Annotated in this window: 16 protein-coding genes, 2 tRNA genes and 1 riboswitch; of the genes, 9 read left to right on the forward strand and 9 right to left on the reverse strand. The window is 68.6% G+C overall.

Annotation, left to right across the window (positions count from 1 at the left end):
* Positions 1 to 38: 38 nt before the first annotated feature.
* Together RF645_RS12255 and RF645_RS12260 are read right to left on the reverse strand one after the other, a co-directional pair.
* Positions 39 to 2,003, reverse strand: coding sequence for an amino acid transporter (locus tag RF645_RS12255; RefSeq protein ID WP_368819187.1), 1,965 nt, complete (start codon positions 2,001 to 2,003; stop codon positions 39 to 41).
* A gap of 79 nt (positions 2,004 to 2,082) precedes the next feature.
* Positions 2,083 to 3,399 (reverse strand): MFS transporter, encoded by a 1,317-nt coding sequence (locus RF645_RS12260; RefSeq protein ID WP_368819188.1) that lies wholly within the window; start codon positions 3,397 to 3,399, stop codon positions 2,083 to 2,085.
* A riboswitch (TPP riboswitch) is annotated at positions 3,394 to 3,501 on the reverse strand. Its footprint overlaps the gene before it by 6 nt.
* Positions 3,502 to 3,602: 101 nt before the next feature.
* Between RF645_RS12260 and RF645_RS12265 the strand changes: the two genes are divergently transcribed.
* Entirely contained in the window at positions 3,603 to 4,760 is a 1,158-nt protein-coding gene (locus RF645_RS12265; RefSeq protein WP_368819189.1) for a heparan-alpha-glucosaminide N-acetyltransferase domain-containing protein, read from the forward strand.
* A gap of 21 nt (positions 4,761 to 4,781) precedes the next feature.
* Here the strand turns inward: RF645_RS12265 and RF645_RS12270 are convergent, their stop codons facing one another.
* Together RF645_RS12270 and RF645_RS12275 are read right to left on the reverse strand one after the other, a co-directional pair.
* Positions 4,782 to 5,798: an acyl-CoA thioesterase gene (locus RF645_RS12270; RefSeq protein WP_285731040.1), complete on the reverse strand. Its 1,017-nt coding sequence runs from the start codon at positions 5,796 to 5,798 to the stop codon at positions 4,782 to 4,784.
* A 72-nt stretch (positions 5,799 to 5,870) separates the two neighbouring features.
* Positions 5,871 to 5,958, reverse strand: a tRNA-Ser gene (locus RF645_RS12275).
* Positions 5,959 to 6,721: 763 nt separating this feature from the next.
* On the opposite strand from RF645_RS12275, the gene RF645_RS12280 reads away from it, so the two are divergent.
* The 5 genes from RF645_RS12280 to RF645_RS12300 all read left to right on the forward strand — a co-directional run bounded on the left by RF645_RS12280 (position 6,722) and on the right by RF645_RS12300 (position 13,006).
* Positions 6,722 to 8,590: a hypothetical protein gene (locus RF645_RS12280; RefSeq protein WP_368819190.1), complete on the forward strand. Its 1,869-nt coding sequence runs from the start codon at positions 6,722 to 6,724 to the stop codon at positions 8,588 to 8,590.
* 59 nt (positions 8,591 to 8,649) lie between these two features.
* A complete protein-coding gene (locus RF645_RS12285) occupies positions 8,650 to 9,645 on the forward strand; it encodes an NAD(P)H-quinone oxidoreductase (RefSeq protein WP_368819191.1) in 996 nt (331 codons plus the stop codon).
* Positions 9,646 to 9,789: 144 nt separating this feature from the next.
* The gene (locus RF645_RS12290) at positions 9,790 to 12,111 is read left to right on the forward strand and encodes a carbon starvation CstA family protein (protein WP_368819192.1); all 2,322 of its coding nucleotides are present in this window, start codon (positions 9,790 to 9,792) and stop codon (positions 12,109 to 12,111) included.
* A 79-nt stretch (positions 12,112 to 12,190) separates the two neighbouring features.
* Positions 12,191 to 12,385, forward strand: coding sequence for a YbdD/YjiX family protein (locus tag RF645_RS12295; protein WP_204782732.1), 195 nt, complete (start codon positions 12,191 to 12,193; stop codon positions 12,383 to 12,385).
* Between the two features lie 138 nt (positions 12,386 to 12,523).
* Entirely contained in the window at positions 12,524 to 13,006 is a 483-nt protein-coding gene (locus RF645_RS12300) for a hypothetical protein (protein ID WP_285731046.1), read from the forward strand.
* A gap of 103 nt (positions 13,007 to 13,109) precedes the next feature.
* Here the strand turns inward: RF645_RS12300 and RF645_RS12305 are convergent, their stop codons facing one another.
* Positions 13,110 to 13,751, reverse strand: coding sequence for a response regulator transcription factor (locus tag RF645_RS12305; protein WP_006214678.1), 642 nt, complete (start codon positions 13,749 to 13,751; stop codon positions 13,110 to 13,112).
* Positions 13,748 to 15,064, reverse strand: a complete 1,317-nt coding sequence (locus RF645_RS12310) for a histidine kinase (protein ID WP_368819193.1) — start codon at positions 15,062 to 15,064, stop codon at positions 13,748 to 13,750. Before RF645_RS12310 ends, RF645_RS12305 begins: the two co-directional genes overlap by 4 nt.
* 189 nt (positions 15,065 to 15,253) lie before the next feature.
* Here RF645_RS12310 and RF645_RS12315 point away from each other — a divergent pair, with 189 nt between their 5' ends.
* Both RF645_RS12315 and RF645_RS12320 read left to right on the forward strand, forming a co-directional pair.
* Complete coding sequence (locus RF645_RS12315; RefSeq protein WP_006214676.1) at positions 15,254 to 16,363, forward strand: FtsX-like permease family protein; 1,110 nt, start codon at positions 15,254 to 15,256, stop codon at positions 16,361 to 16,363.
* Between the two features lie 43 nt (positions 16,364 to 16,406).
* Positions 16,407 to 17,174: an ABC transporter ATP-binding protein gene (locus RF645_RS12320; protein ID WP_285731053.1), complete on the forward strand. Its 768-nt coding sequence runs from the start codon at positions 16,407 to 16,409 to the stop codon at positions 17,172 to 17,174.
* Between the two features lie 16 nt (positions 17,175 to 17,190).
* On the opposite strand, the gene RF645_RS12325 is transcribed toward RF645_RS12320, so the two are convergent.
* Together RF645_RS12325 and RF645_RS12330 are read right to left on the reverse strand one after the other, a co-directional pair.
* On the reverse strand, positions 17,191 to 18,159 hold the full coding sequence (locus RF645_RS12325; RefSeq protein ID WP_368819194.1) for a hypothetical protein: 969 nt from the start codon (positions 18,157 to 18,159) through the stop codon (positions 17,191 to 17,193).
* A gap of 155 nt (positions 18,160 to 18,314) precedes the next feature.
* Positions 18,315 to 18,390 (reverse strand) — tRNA-Thr (locus RF645_RS12330).
* A gap of 266 nt (positions 18,391 to 18,656) precedes the next feature.
* Here RF645_RS12330 and RF645_RS12335 point away from each other — a divergent pair.
* The gene (locus RF645_RS12335; RefSeq protein ID WP_006214673.1) at positions 18,657 to 19,376 is read left to right on the forward strand and encodes an HAD-IA family hydrolase; all 720 of its coding nucleotides are present in this window, start codon (positions 18,657 to 18,659) and stop codon (positions 19,374 to 19,376) included.
* Between the two features lie 13 nt (positions 19,377 to 19,389).
* On the opposite strand, the gene RF645_RS12340 is transcribed toward RF645_RS12335, so the two are convergent.
* On the reverse strand, positions 19,390 to 20,970 hold the full coding sequence (locus tag RF645_RS12340; RefSeq protein ID WP_368819195.1) for an alpha/beta hydrolase: 1,581 nt from the start codon (positions 20,968 to 20,970) through the stop codon (positions 19,390 to 19,392).
* Between the last annotated feature and the right edge of the window lie 23 nt (positions 20,971 to 20,993).

Genomic DNA, 20,993 nt, shown 5'->3' on the forward strand with positions numbered 1-20,993 from the left:
TGATCCCGAGGGTTGCGTGCGGAGGCCTGCGTGGGGCCTCACGTCACGTGCACGAACGGGCGGTCCTGCTTGCGCGGCACCGCCCGGCGCAGGACCTCATGCACCGCCGTCGCCGTCTGACCGCGGCCGAGGAGCAGGAAGCGCAGGGAGTTGACCAGGGGCGAGCCGTCGGACCACTCGAGGTAGAGGTGCGACGGCCGCCCCGTCCGGTCCCGGACGGCCAGGGCCACGCCGGCCAGGCAGGTGGGCACCGACGAGCCCTCGGCGCGCAGGACGCGGTGGCCGTCGATCTCGTGGGCGCTCACGCGCAGCCGGTCCTCGAAGTCCGATGGATCGCGCAGGGTCACCTCCACGAACAGGACGCCGTCGGCCGAGGGAAGGCGATGCCATTCGCGCTCGTCGCGCAGCTTCTCGGCCAGGTCGGGGTCGCTGAGCAGGAGCTGCTGGGCCTGGGCCCCTGCTGCGCCCAGCTGGGTGCGCGGCCGGTGCGCGATCAGCCGCACCGTGCGGCCGCGGCAGCTGCGCAGCCAGTCCTGGGAGGTCTCGTCGAAATCGATGCTGCGGATCCGCAGCTCCGAGGCCCGCCAGACCCGCGAGGCGAACGACGCCGCCAGCAGGGCCGCGATGAACACGAGGGCCACGTGGAGGCCATCGGGGCGGCTGATCATGTTGTCGGCGGTCGTGTAGGCGATCACCACAGTGATCGCCGCGAATCCCACGGCGGCGCGTCGGTGCCCCCGCTTTCCGGCCGACAGGGTCGAGGCGAAGGAGGCCGAGAGCATCAGCACCAGCACCCCGGTCGCGTAGGCCCCGCCCTGCGCATCCACGTCGGCGCGGAAGACCGCCGTGACGACCAGGGCAGCGGCCAGGATCGTGAGCACCAGCGGCCGCGGAGCGCGGGTCCACTCGGGCGCCATGCCGTAGCGCGGCAGGTAGCGCGGGATGAGGTTGAGCAGACCGGCCATCGCCGAGGCGCCCGCGAACCACAGGATCAGCACCGTCGACAGGTCGTAGACCGACCCGAAGGTCTCGCCCAGCAGGCTGTGCGCCAGGTAGGCCAGGGCCCGCCCGTTGGCAGCGCCGCCGGGCTCGAAGTCCCCGGCCGGGATCAGGATCGTGCACACCAGCGACGAGGTCAGCAGGAACCCGGCCATGATCAGCGCAGCGGTCGTGAGCAGTCGTCGGGTGCCCTCCACGCGGCCCCGCAGGCCCCGCGAGGTGCGCACCAGGGGCATCACGGAGACCCCGGTCTCGAAGCCGGACAGGCCCAGCGCCAGCTTGGGGAACACCAGGGCAGCCACGGCGACCGCCGCCCAGGGCGAGGAGTGCTGGCTCAGCGCCGCATGCCACCACTGCGCGAATCCGATCTCCTGCGAGCGGGCGATCTGCCACCAGCCCACCGCCAGCACCACGGCGTTGAGGCTCAGATACACGGGGACCAGGACGACGGCCACGCTGATGGCCTCCGAGAACCCGGCCATGAACACCGCGCCCAGCAGCAGGAGCAGCCCGACGGTCACCCAGAACTGCCAGTGCTGCGCCTCGGCCGGCACGTGCGGATTCTCGACGATGTGCACGGCGGCATCGGCCGAGGACAGGGTCATGGTGATGACGAAGTCCGTGATCGCGAAGCCGAGCAGGCACAGGACCAGCACCTTGCCGCTCCAGCGCGGCAGCAGCGTCTCGAGCATCCGGATGGAGCCGGCGCCGTGCGGGGAGGCCACCGCCACCCACCGGTAGACCGGCAGCGCGCCGAACAGCGTCACCGCCACCAGCACCAGGGTGGCCAGCGGAGAGATCAGCCCGGCGGCCAGGATCGCGATGCCGGGCTGATAGCCCAGGGTGGAGAAGTAGTCCACGCCGGACAGGCACATGACCTTCCACCAGGAATGGGTCTTCTCGTCGCGATCGGGTCGGCGATGCGGGGCTCCGTAGGAGGCGGAGGGGGATCCGGCCAGCAGCCAGGCGGCGGCGCGGGAGGGCAGTGCGATCACGTCGTACATGATGCGCTTGTCCCGCTCACGGCCCCGCCGCCGAGGGCCTCAGGCGGCTGGCAGTTGCCTGTGAGCCGCGATCTGCCGATCAGTCGGGCAGCGGACCCGACCGATCCGGCTCGGGGCCGAGCAGCCCGCCGAGGGCCACCAGGAGCCCGCCCACCGCGAGCACCGCGGCGATCGCCGCGTGCGGCCCGAGCAGCTGCTGCAGCGGCGGCAGGTAGTAGGGGTAGAGCGCGGGCAGCACGATCGAGATGCTGTAGGCCACCCCGTATCCGCTGGCCCGGATCTCGTCGGGGAAGCGCTCCGTCAGATAGGCGCCCACCGGCCCGTAGCCGGTCACCGTCGTGACCTGCAGCGCGGCTGCCAGCAGCAGCACCGTGCCGATGCCGGCTCCGAGGGCCCCGGACAGCAGCGCCAGGAGGATGACGGGAGAGACCGCTGCGCAGAGCAGACCGAAGCCCACGAAGAACCGGCGCCGCCCGATCCGACTGGACAGCGCACCCGCCCCGGCCATGGCCAGCGCGGACACGGCCGTCGCGCCCAGCATGACGAGGGAGACGGTCTGCGGCTCGAGCTGCGGCCTGCGCGAGAGCTGGGCGGTCAGGGTGGGCACTGCCATGTAGGTGAGCAGCCACAGCCCGGTCATCAGCACGAGGACCTGCCGCAGCGACCGGCGGCTGCTGCCCCTGACGAGCTGCGCCAGCGGGTGTGCGGAACGGGCCGGGCGACGACGCTGCGGAGCCTCCTCGACCATGTGGCGGTAGTAGATCAGCATGGCAGCGGCCAGGGCGGCGCCGAGCAGGAACGGCAGCCGCCAGCCCCAGGCGGCGTACTCGCTGTCGTCCAGCAGCAGCAGGAGGAGGAAGGTGACGGCGGCGATGCTGGCGTTGGCCAGCGGCGACATCGCCATGATCATCCCGCTGAGACGACCGCGTGAGCGCGGGCGCGCCCACTCCATGGCCAGCGGGATCGCCGAGGTGTACTCCCCGCCCAGGAAGATCCCGCCCAGGAGGCGCAGCGCCAGCACCGCCAGGAACGTGCCCGCGCCGAGCACCTCGTGCCCGGGGACCAGGGCGATCAGCAGGGTCGTGAGGCAGATGCCGGCGAGGGCGACCTGGGTGATGAGCACCCGGCCCGCGCGGTCGGCGATCGGGCCGAAGATCATGGCCCCGAGCGGGCGGCCCAGCAGGGTGGCCACGAAGATCAGGCCAGCATTGCGCACGATGTCATGATCGCCGAACAGCTGCGCCGACACCGGAGCCAGGGCGATCACGGGCAGGAAGATGTCGAACTGGTCGACGTAGTTGCCCATGATCCCGCCGCGGATCGCGCGGCGGGTCGGTGCGGGAGGGCGCCCGTCGGAGGATGCGGTCGCGGGGGCGGACAGGGGTGCAGAAGGCATCGAGCTCTCACTTCCTTCGCCGGTATGAACCGGAGCAGGTTCGACGGTCGAAGCCGCGTCAGCTTCCTCTCAGCCCGTGCCCGGGCTCCCGTGTGGGGTCATTCAGCGGTGCAGGTCCCACGACCTGCGCGCCGCACCGTCGATCCTAGCGGTGCGACGGGCTCGCGTGGCCGAGGCCCGAGCATGTGAGGCACAGTGAGGGCGTGCCCCTCATCGCCTCCGAGCCCTCGAGCCCCCCGACGCGCCCGGACCCGGGGGCCCGCATGCTCGGCATCGATCTGGCGCGGGCCGTCGCCCTGCTCGGGATGATGGCCACCCACACGATGGACCTGGTGGATGCGGCTGGTGATCCGCAGCCCGTCGGGCTGATCGCGGGCAAGGCGGCAGCCCTGTTCGCGGTGCTGGCCGGGTTCTCCGTCGAGCTGTCCACGCGGCGCTATGGGCGCTGGCGCGACGCGGCTGCCTCACTGGCGGTGCGCGGCGTGCTGATCGCGATCCTCGGACTCGTGCTGGGATCGCTGTCGAGCTCGATCGCGGTGGTCCTGGTGAACTACGGCGTACTGTTCCTGCTCGCCCCGCTGGTTCTGCGGCTTCCGACCCGGTGTCTGGCGGCCACGACCGTGTTCTGGCTGGTGGTCTCACCGGTGGCCTCCCACCTGATCCGCGGCGGGCTCGGCCTCCAGCGCGCCGCCGAAGCGCCCGAGCTCTCCCACCTGGCTCAGCCGGGTGAGCTGGTCATCGGCGTGCTGCTCACCGGCTACTACCCGGTGCTGCAGTGGATGGGCTACCTCCTCGTGGGGCTGCTCCTGGCCCGGCTCGACTGGCGCAGCGCCGCCACGGCCGCCTGGGCAGGGGCCGTCGGCGCCCTGCTGGCCGTCGCGGCCTGGGTGAGCTCGCAGCTGCTGCTGTCCGCAGGCGGGCACGAGGCCCTCGAGCGCGCCGGCTCCGGTCTGTCGCCGCTGGCCTGGGGCTCGCCGTATGCCGCGCAGACCATCGGCAGCCACGGGACCACGCCCACGACCACGTGGTGGTGGCTGGTCACGGTCGGTCCGCACTCGTCGACGACCTTCGACCTGGTCTTCACCTCGGGCATCGCGGCGGCGGTCATCGCCGTGTGCGTTCTGATCTGCCTGGCGATAGGGGAGCGCACCCGCCTGCTGATGCCCGTGCTCGCGGCCGGCTCCATGCCGCTGAGCATGTACACGCTGCACGTGATCCTGTCCGAGCTGACCGACCTGTACGTGCTGCAGGTGCTCCTGCTGCTGGGGCTCGCCGCGCTGTGGCGGGCCGGCGGGGAAGGCCCCGGCCCGCTCGAGAGCTTGGTCTCCGGGACCGTGCGGCTGGTCGTGCCGCGGCGCTGAGCCTCCCGGCGCCGCGTGGCCTCAGGCGGACGTCGTCGACTCGCCGGACTCCTCCAGCAGGTGATTCGGCAGCCGATTGCCCTGGGCGCGGCTGCGGATCTCGAGCAGCGTGCGTGCGTGCTGCCACAGCCGCTTATCCGCCTCGGTCACCGGCTCCCAGGCGGGGACGGGCACGGAGGTGCCCTCCTCGTCGCGGGCCACCATGACTGTCAGGCAGTTGGTGGTGACCTCCAGCTCGCGGGACTTCGGATCCCCGGAGCGGACCTCCACGGCGATGTGCATGCCCTTGGTCCCGGTGTAGATCAGGCGGGCGTCGACCTCGACCAGATCCCCGATGTGCAGGGGGCGCATGAAGCGGATGCCGCCGGAGAACACGGCCACGGTGTCCCGGCCGCAGTAGCGGGTCGCACAGAGATATGCGGCCTCGTCGATCCATTCCATGACGATGCCGCCGTGGACCTTGCCGCCCCAGTTCACATCGGTGGGGGCGGCCAGGAAGCGCAGGACCTCGCGCTCGCCGGTGCCCTCCGCGCTGAAGTCCTGGCGGGCGATCTCGGCGGTGATCTCCTCGCGGATCGGGATGCGCGAGAGCGCGTAGTCACGGGCCAGCTCCTGCTCCAGGCCCCGCGGCTCGAAGCTCGGCACGGGCGTGGACTTCCCGCTGCCGTCGACGGCCACGAAGATCGTCAGGCACCGGGCCCGCTGCTCGAGCTCGCCCGTCTTGGGATCGCCCGAGCGCACCACGGTGTTGATGTGCATGGAGGACCGGCCCGTGGTCAGCACCGTGCCGGTCACCTCGACCATCTCGCCGACCTGCACGGGGTACTCGAAGTGGATGTTGCCCACGTAGGCGGTCACGCAGTAGGAGCCCGACCAGGCGGCTGCCGCGGCGAAGGCGGCCTTGTCCACCCACTCCAGGACCCGGCCGGCGTCGACGGTCCCGGAATGCCCCTCATCGGTGGGCGCTGCCAGGAACCGCAGCGTCACCTCGTGGCGTCGGGAGCGGCTGTCGGCGGGGGCGGGCGGCGTCTGGTCCATGGCGATGAAACTACCGCAGGTGATGCGGCGAGAGCCCCGACCGCGGGGGTCGGGGCTCTCAGCTGCTCTGCGCGGAAGGTAAGGGATTCGAACCCTTGGTGCAGGGTCGCTGCACAACGGTTTTCAAGACCGTCTCCTTCGGCCGCTCGGACAACCTTCCCGTGACGGGTCGGCATGCACCGCCCGCACAGCGCCAGTATCCCACCTGGACGCACAGGAAGCGAATCTGTGGTTGGCTCGCATCGAGCGAGAATTTGAAGAATGACTCCCATGGATATGTATTCTCGCGCGTGTCGCGTGTAGGCTAACCATGGAACAAGGTCGAATGCGGGTAGTTTTTCTGAGGAGCTGAAGTGCACGAAGAAATATATGAAATTGATATTGAACTTAGTAGGATTCGCAGGCAAATCAGCAAGGCTGAAAAGTGGGGGTTATCGCGAAACGAAATCGATATACTAAAAAAAGAATCATTTCGGCTACTTGCTCGCGCGAATAAGGCCAATTACAGCGCCCTGGGACTGCGGGCCGTCAAGAATTTCGCGATGAATCCATATGCGCATAATGCATCCGAACGTGTAGTTCAAAAAAACGATGCAACGAGGCGGAGGAGTTCGACTCTAGACGTTAACAGTAATCGGGCGCCTGGGGAAGGCGCCTTCGGGTCTGCCGAAGCGGAGAGCTTTGGAGGCCGCACTACACGGTATGAGCGGAACAATCCGCGAAATGAGCAAACTGGTCCACGCTCTGTCTCGAAAGTTGAGGAAGCCGCTAGTACCAGTAAGGGAATCAATCAAGCTTCGAATCGAGTCCTGCCTTCGCCTTCCACTGCTTCCGCTAAGTCCGCCGCCCTGGAAGCGGGGCCGGAGTCAGCTGTGCCGAAGCCCTCGGATATTTCCAAACTTGTACGCGGGCAAAGTCCGCGAGTGGATGCCCCAGTCGGGGGTCATTTTGTGTCTCGCGGTAGAGGCTCGACTGCAAGAAATGAGGTCACCTGGGCTGGTGATTCTTACCGGACATTTTTGGCGGCGGGCCGAGGGGTTGATTTTGGAGAAGTCCTGCACGAAATCCAGGATTGGATCAATGTCAAAAACCTTGGTGTCAGTGTAAGGCAGGATGAAAAGAGCGAATCCGACGATGGTCGATTTGTTGCGGAGACGCAGAGAGCAGGCGCCGATCGCGAAATATTCAAGCTGCATCTAATTGAATCGCCGAATCCTGCCGACCCAGAGACGCCAACATATTCTACATCTATTGTGGCGCATGGCGGGACGCTTCCCTGGGTCTGGATCGATATTCGTAATGACAAGCGGTCCTACGTAAATGTTCCTCGCATCGCCAGGTCACTGATGCGCCGCTTTCCATTTTTTGATGCACAATGGAGAATGCGAGCCGAGCCTGCAATACTTGGAGTAGCTGACGTCGATGGGTTGATAGCATCCCTGAAGGATGAAGGTCGTCGTGTACCACTCATGTTGGTGGGGTCGACCGGTGACTCTGAATTTCAACAACTCTTTGAGGCGGGCTTGAAAGAGTGGGGACGTGAAGTATTTGGTGTGGGAGGGGTTGCAATACTCGACTCCGAGGCGACTCGAAAATTTAATGACATCGTCCCATCGGGCTTCAATGTCAGCCCGTGGTCTATTAGAACGTTTGAGCCGAAGCTTGATTTTGAATCACCGGAATCGGCAAGTCGTCACCGCTTTCTAGGAACCTCACGGTTGGTAGAGGAGCGACCTGGACGAGTTGCTAGAATTTTGGGAGTTGCTGCGCGTTCGCAGGTCTCAGCGCTCCCGATTCCCAAGGAGGTTCTGGATGCGCTCCATCTGTTGGAGATGGCCTCGGATCAGAAGCTCCTAAGCAGGCTCAGGCTAGACCGTGGGTCTACGAAGGCTCCCCGAATGGAGGCCGAAAGCGCAGCTGCTACGAATGCAATAGGTGGCGGAAGTGAAATCGAGAAGCTACGCGGCCAGATTGAGCTGGTTAAGTCGTGGTTGGAAATTTCAGAGGTGACTGATGAGCAGCTCTTGGAAGTGGCTGAGGCGATAGAATTTAAAAACTCACTGGGTGCGGCGGCCAGTGAAATTGAGGTCCGCATTACCGGACTTCAAGCTCAAGTCTTTGAACTTGAGGAGAATGAGCAAGCGTACGAAGCGTTGTTGGCCGAGTATGACCAGAGCATTGTCCTCAAAGAGCGCGAATCATTTCGGCTCAGTCAAGAGAAAGTTGCATTACAGACAAGGCTGCTTACCTTTGAGGATGGCGAATCAGCGTTCTCCGAGGTTGATCTTCCATCTATATCGGACGTGCCGGAGAACATGGAGGATCTGGGAGATAGGATCGCTGATCTCGAACAGCATGGAGTTGTCTTCACGGGGGATGTGGGAACAATGGAGTCGCTATCTAGGTATGATACCAACGGGCGAATTGTTTTGGGGGCATGGCAATGCCTCCTAGTGTGTGTTGATTACCTCAGGGCAAGAAGTGATGAAAAGTTCTCGGGTGGAGTCCATGATTATCTCAGTAATTCTCCCGAGGGGTATCTCAGTATATCGCCGGGAAAGCATGCTGCTGGAGAGAGTGAATCCACGGAGAATCAATACGGGCGAGAGCGAGTGTTTCCGGTGCCGACGGAGGTTGAAGCTGCTGGGCGAGTATACATGGGGGCCCACTTCAAGCTGAGTAAAGTTGGAATGGTGACACCGAGAATCCACTACTATTTCGATGGCGGAAATACTGAAAAAATCTACATTGGATATATCGGCCCACACTTGAGGAACCAGGGCACAAATTGATACATTGTGCATGAAATTGAGTGTTCCTATTTGATGCCATAAATTCGAAAGAGGTAGAAATGCGCGCAGTCGCCGAAGCCGACCACGGAGGGCCCGAGGTCCTGACCGTGACCGATCAGCCCGTCCCCGAGCTCACCGACCACGGGATCCGCATCCGCGTCGAGCATGCCGGGATCAACCGCGCCGATGTCCTCCAGAGAACCGGTCATTACAAGGTCCCCGACGGCGGCTCCGCGATCTACGGACTCGAGATCTCCGGCCGCGTGCTCGAAGTCGGCGCCGAGGCCCCGCAGCACGCCCTGTCCGGAGACGTCCTGGTGCCCGGGGCCCGTGTCTGCGCCCTGGTGGACTCGGGAGGCTACGCCGAGGAGGTCGTCGCCCCGGCGGCGAACGTCCTGCCAGTGTCGGATGCCCTGTCCATGACGGATGCCGCCGCGCTGCCCGAGGTGCTGGCCACCGTCTGGTCGAATCTCGTGATGGAGGCCGGTGCTCGGTCCGGGCAGACGCTGCTGCTGCACGGCGGCACGGGCGGCATCGGCACGGCGGCCATCCAGATCGCCCGTTCGATCGGCATGCGCGTGATCACCACCGTGAGCTCCGAGGCCAAGGCCGAGTTCGTCCGCGAGCTCGGCGCGGAGGCCATCCGCTACGACCAGGAGGACTTCGTGGGCCGGGTGAAGGAGCTGACCGATGGCCGCGGCCCGGAGGTCATCTTCGACGTCGTCGGCGCCAAGTACCTCGAGCCGAACCTCAAGGCGCTGGCGGTGGACGGGACGCTGATCATCATCGGGCTGCAGGGCGGTCGGAAGGCCGAGATCGATCTGGGCTCCTTCATGGTGAAGCGCCAGCATCTCGTGGCCACCACGCTGCGTGCTCGGCCGGCGGATCAGAAGGCTCGGATCATGGCGCAGGTCCACGAGCACGTCTGGCCGCTCGTGGCCTCCGGCCAGATCCGCGCTGTGGTCGACAGGGAGTTCCCGCTCGATCAGGCGGCGCAGGCGCATGAGCACTTCGACTCGGGGACGCACATCGGCAAGATCCTGCTGACCCCGTGATCGATGGCCTGCGGGGCGGCGGCCCGCCCGCGGCACCCGCCCCGTGAAGCGGATCACCTCGGCTTAGACTCCCGGTGACAGGTGCGCGGCCCCGGCCCTCCAGTCGAGGCCGCGCCTTCCCCTCTCCCTCACCAGGAGCCTTCCATGAGCACCACCGTCACACCGCCCGGATCCGGCGGATCCGGCACCCCGGATCCGCGCACCGACCTTCCTCCGGCCGCCGTCGAACCCGAGGTCCTCGAGGCCGAGCAGGCCAAGTGGACCCCGGCCAAGATCGCCCTGTGGGTCGCCATCGCCCTGGTGGGCGGACTGGCCTGGGTCATGCTGGCGATCGTGCGCGGCGAGACCGTCAACGCGATCTGGTTCGTGCTGGCAGCGGTCTGCAGCTACTTCATCGCCTACCGGTTCTACTCCAAGTTCATCGAGCGCAAGCTCGCCCAGCCCGACGACTTCCGCGCCACCCCGGCGGAGTACAAGGCCAACGGCCGCGACTACCTGGCCACGGACCGACGCGTGCTCTACGGCCACCACTTCGCCGCGATCGCCGGCGCCGGCCCGCTGGTCGGCCCCGTGCTGGCCGCCCAGATGGGCTACCTGCCCGGGACCATCTGGATCATCGTCGGCGTGATCCTCGCCGGTGCGGTCCAGGACTACCTGGTGCTGTTCTTCTCCATGCGCCGCGGCGGCCGTTCCCTGGGCCAGATGGCCAAGGACGAGCTCGGACCGGTCGGCGGCTGGGCGGCGATCATCGCGACCCTCGTGATCATGATCATCATCGTGGCCATCCTGGCCCTGGTGGTCGTCAACGCTCTGGGCGAGTCCCCGTGGGGCGTCTTCTCGGTGGGCATGACCATCCCGATCGCGCTGTTCATGGGCATCTACCTGCGCTACATCCGCCCGGGCAAAGTCCTGGAGATCTCCATCGTCGGCTTCGCGCTGCTGATGCTCGCGATCGTGGCCGGCGGGTGGGTCGCCGACACCGACTGGGGCGTCCAGCTGTTCACCCTGGAGCGCGTGACGCTGGCGTGGTTCGTGATCATCTACGGCTTCGTCGCCGCCGTGCTGCCCGTGTGGCTGCTGCTGAGCCCGCGCGACTACCTCTCGACCTTCATGAAGGTCGGCACCATCCTCCTGCTGGCGGTGGCCATCGTCGTCGTCCGTCCGGAGATCTCGGTGCCGGCGGTCTCGGAGTTCGCCGGGCGCACCGACGGCCCCGTGTTCTCCGGCGCGCTGTTCCCGTTCCTGTTCGTCACGATCGCCTGCGGCGCCCTGTCCGGGTTCCACGCGCTGATCGCCTCGGGCACCACCCCCAAGATGATCGAGAAGGAGCGCCAGACGCGCCTGATCGGCTACGGCGGCATGCTCATGGAGTCCTTCGTGGCGATCATGGCGCTGGTCGCTGCGATCTCGATCGACCGGGGCATCTACTTCGCCATGAACTCCTCGCCCGCCGCCACCGGCGGCACGGTCGAGGGTGCCGTGGCCTGGGTGAACTCGCTGGGACTGGCCGGTGTGGACGTCACACCGGAGCAGATCCAGGGCACGGCAGACGCCGTGGGCGAGGAGTCGATCGTCTCGCGCACCGGCGGCGCGCCCACCCTCGCTGTGGGCCTGGCCGGGATCATGAACCAGTGGTTCGGCGGAGCCTCCATGATGAGCTTCTGGTACCACTTCGCGATCATGTTCGAGGCGCTGTTCATCCTCACCGCCGTCGACGCCGGCACCCGTGTGGCCCGCTTCATGCTCAGCGATTCGCTCGGCAACTTCATCCCGCGCTTCCGCGACCCGGACTGGCGGCTGGGAGCGTGGCTGACCACGGCGCTGATGGTGGCCGGCTGGGGATCGATCCTGATCCTCGGCGTCACCGACCCGCTGGGCGGCATCAACACCTTCTACCCGCTGTTCGGCATCGCCAATCAGCTGCTGGCCGCGATCGCGCTGGCGGTCTGCCTGACGATCGCCGCCTCCCGAGGCCGCTTCGGCTACCTGTGGATCATCATCGTCCCGCTGGCCTTCGACTTCGCCGTGACGGTCACGGGCTCGTGGCAGAAGATCTTCTCCTCGAACCCCGCGATCGGCTACTGGGCGAACAACGCGGCCTTCCGCAAGGCGCTGGCCGATGGCGAGACGAGCCACGGCACCGCGCAGACGACGGAGGCCATGGAGGCGGTCGTGCGCAACACGACCGTGCAGGGCACCCTGTCCATCCTGTTCGTGGTGCTGACGATCACGGTCGTGGTCATGGCCGTCATCCGCACGATCCAGCACTACCGCGCGCACGGGAAGATCGGCGTGCAGGATCTCAGCGGGCAGGCCGTCGGGCACGAGGACCCGTACGTCGAGTCCCGGTTCTATGCTCCGGCCGGCTTCATCACGACGCCGTCGGAGAAGCAGCTGGCCCAGCGCTGGGAGCAGATCCCGATCGAGCAGCGCACTCCCGGCGGACTGTCGGGGCACGGGCACTGAGGCGGCGCTCGTCGTCGGGAGACGACCCCGACGACGAGCGCGGCCATCGCACGGCACGACGAGAGGAGGAGAGGACCAGATGACGTCGATCCTCGAGGCGGTGTCCTCGCTGAAGCGGTTCGCCGACGGTGTGCTGGGCGCCGACAAGTACCAGCGCTATCTGGAGCACCACCGCGCCCACGGGTGCGAGGGGGAGAAGCCCATGACCGAGCGCGAGTTCTGGCGCAGCTGGCAGGACTGGCAGGAGCGCCACCCGGAGGGCCGCTGCTGCTGAAGCGGGGCGCCAGGTTCTGCCTCCAGTGGCCCTGTGGTGTGCGTCTCGAGCTCGAGAAGCACACCGCGGGGCCACTGGTTCGTGGGGCGCCGGAATCGCATCGTCCCGGATGGTGACGACGTGTCATCATGGAGGTCTATGGGATTCCTCAGCGAGCATCGGGCACAGCGCCGCGATGAGAAGCAGTTGGGTCTGGGCGTGTGGCGTCGCGCCCATGACCGGTTCCGGCGCGGGCTCGATCGCTTTCACCAGGTGCTCGAGCAGATCCAGGACGCCGGCCTGCAGGCCGCGGCCGTCCCCGCGGCCAACGAGCTGGCCGATCTGCTCCCCCGGGTGCGCGCGCTGTGCACGGCCGCGCAGGCGATGGCGCCCACGAACGACCAGGACATCCCCGGCTCCGAGGGCGGCTGGCTCAATGACCTCCATCGGGAGCTGTCACGGGCGGGCAATGACATGGCCCAGGCGGCCGAAGCGCTGGCGCTGGCCCGCTTCCGCACGCCGGGCATCGACCCGGAGACGGCCCGCGCCCAGCGCCTGGAGGCCGTGCGGCGGCGCGCCGAGGCCGTCGGCGGGCACATCGTGCGCGGCGAGGCGCTGGTGCAGGAGCACGGGGCGGTCTGAGGCGAACGGCCGCAGCGCCGTCGCCGAAGGCGAGCTGCCCGGACGCATCGCTCTGAGGCAGCTGCAGCGGTTGCCTGCTGATCCGCAGCCCGCGCCCTCGGGCTCAGATGAGCCGCTGCTCCCTGGCCCGGTGCACGGCGGCGGTCCGGTTGTCCACGCCGAGCTTGTCGTAGACGTGCAGCAGGTGCGTCTTGACGGTGGCCTCGGAGATCACGAGCTGCGCTGCCAGCTCGCGGTTGCTTGCACCCGTGGCCAGTCCCTGCAGGATCTCGATCTCCCGTGCGCTGAGGCTCTGCGCCGGGCGAGCCGCCCGCTGCACGAGCTGCTGGGTCACCGACGGCGCCAGCACGGAGCGACCCTGCGCGGTCTGGCGCACGGCCTCTCGCAGCTGCTCGGCGGGGGAGTCCTTGAGCAGATAGCCGGTAGCTCCGGCCTCCAGCGCGGAGACGATGTCCGCCTGCGTCTCGTAGGTGGTCAGGACCAGGACGGGAGGCCCGCCGCGGTCGCGGAGCCTGCGGATGGCCGTGGGCCCATCCATGGTCGGCATCTGCAGGTCCATGATCACGACGTCCACGTGCTGGTCGTCGAGGGCGGCCAGGGCTTGGGCCCCGTCGCCTGCCTCCGCGAGGACCGCGAGCGTGCCGTCGGCCTCGAGCAGAGCCTTCAGCCCGGCGCGCACGACGGGGTGGTCGTCCACGAGCAGCAGGCCCAGAGGGGTCTCGGTCGTCGGGGCGGGGTGGGTCATGTCCGGTCTCGATCCTTCGAGGGCTGCTGCGGTGTGCTCGGCCGGGCGACGGGCGCGGGCAGCTGCAGAGCCGCTGCCGTGCCGGCTCCCGGGCGCGACTCGATCGACAGCCGCCCGCCGAGCTCGCGCGCACGTCGGCGCAGGTGGGGCAGGCCGTAGCCGCCGTCGCGCCCGGGCCTGTGCGGCGCTGCGGCGTCGAATCCCACGCCGTCGTCGACGACGTCCAGGGTCACCGTCTCCGGCCAGTAGGCCAGGGTGACGGCCGCGCGGGAGGCGCGGGCATGGGTTTCGACGTTGCTCAGGCAGGTCTGGGCCGCGCGCAGGAGCACGGCCTCGGTCGCCTGCTCCAGGTCCCGGGGCTCTCCCTCTACCCGCAGGGAGACGCTCAGGTCGGTGCCTGCGGACTCGGCACGCCCCTGCAGGCCGTCGACCAGATCGCGCAGGGCCGATTCGAGCCCGGCGGCCAGGCGCGGCGAGGCCAGGCCCTGGACGAAGCGACGGGCCTCCGCGAGATCGGCCGAAGCCGTCGACTCCAGGACTTGCAGCTGCTCGGCGGCGGCGTCCGGGCGATCCTGCGCCAGGGAGTCCTGGGCGGCGCGGGAGAACAGCACGATCGAGGCGAGGCCCTGGGCCAGGGTGTCGTGGATCTCGCGGGAGAGCCGGTCGCGCTCGGCGAGCACCCCCGCGCGGTGCTCGCGGTGGGCGAGCTCCTCCCTGGCGGCCTGCAGCGCGACGACGGTGCGGCGGTGGCGCTGGGCATCTCGCCACAGGGCCCGGTAGGCCCAGGCCGCGATCACGGCGAACACCGCGCCGAGGACCGGGCCGATGACCTGTCCGGTGCCGAAGCCCCCCGTGCCTGCGTGCAGAGCCTGGGTGGCGATCACCACCGCGGTGAGCCCGGCGACCGCAATCAGGCTCGGCATCGTTGGCAGCACGGCCTGGACGACGAAGAACAGCGGGAAGACCACCCAGGAGAAGTCCGGTGCGCGCAGAGCAAGCAGGCACCACAGCACGAGCACCGCCGCCAGCCACACGCCCGCGCTGGCCGGGCGCGCACGGGGACGGACGCCGAGGAAGGCCCGATGCTCCGCGACGGTGCCGCTCAGATAGGCGAGGCCCAGCAGCAGGGACAGGGCCAGCGGCCACAGGGCGCCGGGCCAGGAGGCGCCGATCAGGAACCGGCCCACTGCCAGTCCCAGCAGCCCGGCGAAGCTCACGTGCAGGATCACGCGCATGGCCCGCAGCACGGCGGGAGTCGCTGCGGCCCCGTCGGAGTCCGGGCCGAGGGCCCGGTCGGCGGCGGAGGTGGTCATCGCTCCAGCCTACGGATCCTGCCGGACGGGGCATCAGCCGATCGGCTGATCCCGGGGTGCGCCGTTCGGTGCGCTCAGGACCCCACCGCCGTCCGATGCGCCCGCGACCTGCCGCGGCGGACAGTGGAGCCATCGCACAGCGCCGGGAAGGCACCCGGCCCCTCGAACCATCCGCCAGGAGTGACCAGCATGTTCCTCTCCCTGCGCGATCTGCGCTTCGCGCGCGGTCGCTTCGCCCTGATCGGCTCCGTGGTCGCCATGATCACGCTGCTCGTCGTCATGCTCACCGGCCTGACCGACGGTCTGGGCCGCCAGTCCACCTCCGCCCTCGAGGCGCTCGAGGCCCCGCGCATCGTCCTGGCCGCGGGCAGCGACGGCGAGGATCCCTCCTACAGCGATTCGCGCGTCGACGCCCAGCAGGCCGGGTCATGGGCCCGCGCCGAGGGCGTCGAGGCCGCCGAGCGCTTCGACGTCGGGCGCGCTCAGCTCGAGCACGACGGCGCCTCGGCCTCGGCTGCCGTGCTCGCCCTGCAGCCGGGCACCGAGCTGGCCCCGGACCTCGAGATCCTCGAAGGACGGGCCCGTCCGGGGGCCGGGCAGACCGTCCTGTCGCAGGAGACGGCCCAGTCGCTGGGCGTCGGTGTCGGCGACGAGCTGGACGCGGGTGCGCTGAAGCTGACGGTCATCGGCATCGCGGCCGATGAGTGGTACTCGCACTCTCCGGTGGTGTGGACCTCGACCGAGGACTCCGCGCAGCTGCTGCGCATGGGCGACGGCCAGAGCAGCGCGCTGGCCGTCTTCCCTGCCGACGGCCTGAACGGCAGCGAGCTCGAGGATCGGATGACCGATCAGGACGAGGCCGCAGGCACCTGGAGCGCCGGCACGCGCGACTCCTTCGCGGCACTGCCCGCCTACAGCTCGGAGCGCGGCTCCCTGCTGATGATGCAGGCCTTCCTCTACGGCATCGGCGCGCTCGTGGTGATCGCGTTCCTGACCGTGTGGAGCATCCAGCGCACCCGTGAGGTCGCGATCCTGCGCGCCCTGGGGGCCTCTCGCGGCTGGGTGCTGCGCGATGCGCTGGCCCAGTCGGCGGCCGTCCTGCTGGGCGGAACCGCGCTCGGACTGGTGCTCGGCGGCCTCGGCGGCGCCCTGGTGACAGGAGCGGTGCCGTTCAGCCTCACGCCGACCACCACCCTGGTGCCCGCCCTGGGGATCCTGCTGCTCGGCTTGGCCGCCGCGCTGCTGGCCGTGCGCCGGGTCGCTCGCGTGGACCCGCAGATCGCGCTGTCCGCGGCTTGAGCCCCTGCCCGCTTTCCGCCCTCTGCTTCCGAAGGAGCCCGACATGACTGTGCTGTCCACCGCCCCCGCCCCCTGGCAGTCCGCCGAGGCTGCTGAGCGCGTCGATTCCGCAGCCGCGCTGCGGCTGCGCGACGTCCGCCTCAGCTGGCCCGACGGCCAGGACGACGACGGGCGCCCCCGAGTGGTCCACGCCCTCGACGGCGTTTCCATGGAGGCACCCGCCGGGGTCCTCACCGCGGTCACGGGGCCGTCGGGATCGGGCAAGTCCTCCCTGCTGTCCGTCGTGGCCGGTCTGGTCGGAGCGAGCTCGGGGCAGGTGCTGATCGACGGCCGCGACGTCGTGCAGATGACCCCAGAGCAGCGCGCCGAGATGCGCCGGACCCGGGTGGGCGTCGTGTTCCAGCAGCCCAATCTGCTGGCCTCGCTGACCGCTCGGGAGCAGCTGCTGCTCACCGCGCACATCGGCGGACAGGATCGGCGCCGGCGCCGGGAGGCGGCCAGGCGCGCCGACGAGCTGTTCGAGCTGCTCGGGCTGGAGGCCGCCGCCGGTCGCAGGCCCCACCAGCTCTCGGGCGGTCAGCAGCAGCGGGTCAACATCGGCCGGGCGCTGATGTCGAGCCCGTCGGTGATGCTCGTCGACGAGCCCACGGCCGCGCTGGATCACGAGCGCTCGATCTCCGTCATGCAGATGCTGCGAGACGCGACGCGGCGCTTCGGCACCGCCACGGTGCTGGTCACGCACGAGGCCGAGCTGCTGGAGGACGACGACCGCCGGCTGACCTTGGTCGACGGGCGGCTCACGGCGGGGTGAATCGGGGTTGGGTCGCTCAGGAGCGCTCGGCCGATAACTGCTGGGCGCCGAGCATCGTGCCCTGAAGAGCGGGCATCTCGAGCAGTGCCCCATTCGCGAAAGCTTGCAGGCGACGGTTGGCTGTGACCACCCAGCTGGCGCCGAGGCTCCCCTCCTGGGGGATCTCTCGCACGCTCATGGTGTGGAGCTCGGCATCCTGGAACGGAGCGAAGGCTCGGCTCAGCAGCTTCTGGATCCTCGGCTGCGACAGCATCATCCAGGAATTCCGGTGTATATGCCTCAGGACCCTGACGCCGTTGACGAATTCCACGAAGTGCCCGTGGTTGCATCGCCGCTCGTTCACGCTGAGCTGGCCTGCGGGCGTGGAGCAGATGGTGTCGACCGCCAGCAGCATCTCCACGAGGATGCGAGTGGCCGACAGGAGCCTGAGCTGCAGGTCAGGGTCCTGCTGGCTTGCGGTCCGAGCTTCCTGGGTGCGCTTTCTGGCCTTCCAGCGACCCCTTGCGGGCGAGGTGGTGTCCGGCTCCGGAAGCGCAGGGCCTTCTTCCGGGATCTCGAAGCTCAGGAGATAGGACCCCGGTCCGTCCGTGCGCAGCGCGCAGCGCACCAGGGGGCGCTGCGCGGACGGCGCGGTTCCCATGCTCTCGCACATCACCGTGTTGCAGATCTCTGCGCAGGCATCGAACGCGTCGCGCGTGCGCTCATCGAAGACGAGTCGGGGCTTCAGCCAGATGGAATCGAACTCGACCCAGACGGAGTCATAGGCCTTGTGCGTGGATGTCGTGGCAGAGGGAGAGCTGAGAATCATTGCCGTCCTAGGGCTCAGCTGTCGACGTGGCGGGCTTCCGGGGGGAGAAGCTCCGTCCGTCTGACAGAGCGAGACGCGTGATGGGCAGGGCGCGCCAGGGTTCAACTTAGGCCTGAAGTGTGATGATGCCCAGGATTCGGTTGCCGGTGTTGCATGTCTTTGCAGGTTGATGTCCATCAGACATCGCAGCTCTGTCCCTCGTCTCTGCGATCGACGGGGTGATCAGGGGGCTGCCGCGGAGATCGGATCTGCCGCGAGCTCCGGGCTGGCTCGTGTCGTGAGAGAACCCCCAGGCCGTCCCGTTCTCACGGGATCGGATCTGGGGGTTCTGCTGGAGCCGCCTGCCGGAATCGAACCGGCGACCTATTCATTACGAGTGAATCGCTCTACCGACTGAGCTAAGGCGGCGCGACCGGACCGCGGCGGGCCACAGCGCGGATGACACCCTAGCACCGTCGGGCGGGCCGGTCACATCCGTGCGGACGTCGAAGCCGGGTCGAGATGCATGAGTGTTCGTCGTGTGTTCACCCTCACGTCGGTGCGAATCCGCGACCGCGCTCGGACCGGGGGAGAGCATGGTCGCTGCAGCCCCTCGTGCTGAGCGAGGCCCCTCCTGCTCCGAGACCGCTGCTGCACGGCGCGCTGAGCAGGCATCGATCGCTGAAGGACCGCAGATGACCCTCCGCCCAGACATCGTCCGCAATCTCCGCCTGGCGTTCATCGACATGTCGGGGACGTCCTTCGAGGACAACGGGATCATGGAGCGCGCCTTCACCCGCACGCTCGAGAAGCTGGGCATCGCCGCGGACTCGCCGCGCTTCACGGGCATGCTCGGCTTCGTGCGCGACACCCTGGGCCAGTCCAAGGTCCGCGTCTTCCAGCACCTCTTCGAGGACGAGCCTGCCGTCGCCGCCGAGGCCAGCCGCGAGTTCGAGCGCCAGTTCGACGAGCTGCTGCGCACCGACGCCGTCACTGCCGTCCCGGGCGCCGAGGACGTCATCCTGGGGCTGCGGGAGTCCGGGCTGAAGGTCGTGCTGGCCACCGGCTACAACCGCCACAGCCAGAACCAGATCCTGGAGCACCTGGACTGGATGGGTCTGGCCGATCTGAGCCTGTGCCCCTCCGACGCCGGCCGCGGCCGCCCCTACCCGGACATGATCCTCACGGCGCTGTTGGCCCTGGACCTCGCCGACGTCCGCGAGGTCATGGTCGTGGGCGACACCGCCGCGGACATGCTCTCCGGGCGCCGGGCGGGATCCCGCGCCAACGTGGGCGTGCTGACCGGAGCCCACCGCGAGGACTCCCTGCGCACCTCGGGTGCCGACGCGGTCGTGGACTCCATCCGCGACATCCCCGGCCTGCTCGAGCTGCCGCTGCGCTCGCACGCCTCCTGAGCGCGGCCTCCGCTCAGATGCCGGCGTCCCGGCAGACCGTGCCCTCCTCCGGGAGGATGCCCTCGAGGAGATAGGCGTCGACCGCCTCGACGATGCACCCGTTGCCCGAGGAGTAGGAGACGTGGCCCATGCCCTCCCGGGTGAGCAGGGTGGCCCGTCCCAGCTGCTCGGTCAGGGCCTCGGACCAGGCATACGGGGTCGCCGGGTCCTCGGTCCCGCCCACGACCAGGATCTCGGAGTCGCCCGAGTACTCCGCCGGCTCGTCCGGATCCTCCTCGACCGGTCCGTACGGCCAGCCCTGGCAGGCCGCCTCCGCGTAGCCGAGGTAGGGGCCGAAGGTCGGCGCCCGCTCGGTGAGCTCCTGCTGCTGGGCCGCCATGTCCTGGTCGGTGACCGAGTCGTCGGTCGAGTCCAGGCAGTTGACCGCGCTGAAGGCGACGGTCGAGTTCCCGTGGTACGTCCCGTCCTCCTGGCGCCCGTGGTTGAGGTCGGAGAGCTCCTGGAGGGCGTCGTAGTCGCCGTCCGAGGCGTCCCGCAGGGCCTGGTTGAGCCTGGGGTAGGTGGCGGTGCTGTACAGCGGCGTGATGATGCCCTCGGCCACCTGGACGGGGGTCAGGCGTCGGCCGTCGGGCCCGGTGATCTCCTCGTCCGCGGAGCGGGCCAGGATCTGCTGGACCTCCTCCATGCCGTCGTCCGCGGAGCCGTCCGTGAAGCAGTCGGCGGAGTTCTGCGTGCAGTCCTCCATGAAGTCCCGCAGCGCGCTCTCGAATCCCACTGCCTGGCCCATGGCCACCTCGGAGTTCGAGGCCTGCGGATCGACGGCACCATCGAGGACGAACCGCCCCACGCGATCCGGGAACTGCCGGGCGTACTCGGCGCCGATGCGCGTGCCGTAGGAGAAGCCCAGGTAGTCGGTCCGGTCCTGGCCCAGGGCTGCGCGCATGACGTCCAGGTCCTTGGCCACGGAGGCCGTGTCCATGTGCTCCAGCACAGGTCCCGAGTGCTCTGCACAGCCCTCGCCGAGCTCCCTGTACTCCTCGCGCAGATCCTCTGCCGTGATGTCCTGGCCCGTGAGCGAGGGCTGGGAGCGCCATGCGTCGAGGGCGGCGTCGTCGTCGAAGCACTGGATCTCGTCCGAGCGGGAGACGCCGCGAGGGTCGAAGGAGACGATGTCGTAGCCCGCGCGCAGATCGTCGCCGAACAGCGGACCGGACTGGGAGATCAGGTCCACCCCGGAGCCGCCCGGTCCTCCGGGGTTCACGACCAGCGCACCCTCCGGGGCATCCCCGGTCGAGGGAAGCTGCGCCATGGCCACCGTGGTGGTCTCGCCCTCGGGATCGGAGTAGTCCACCGGCACGGTGAGCTGCGCGCACTGCTGGTCGTCGCCGCCGAAGAACCCGGAGATCCCGCCGGAGTCCTCGCACGATCCCCAGTCGAGCTCCTGGGCGTAGAACTCGTCCATGCCCTGCGCAGCGCCCTCGGGTGCTGACTGGCCCCCGGCGGGGGAGTCGGCATCGGTGCAGGCGCTCAGCGCCAGGGCGCACACGGCCAGGGCAGCGGCCAGCCGCATCCGGCGGCGGGGGCGGTGGCTCATCCGGGGGGCATCCCATCTGTGGT

Source organism: Kocuria sp. CPCC 205260 (assembly GCF_040981045.1).
GTDB lineage: Bacteria > Actinomycetota > Actinomycetes > Actinomycetales > Micrococcaceae > Kocuria > Kocuria palustris.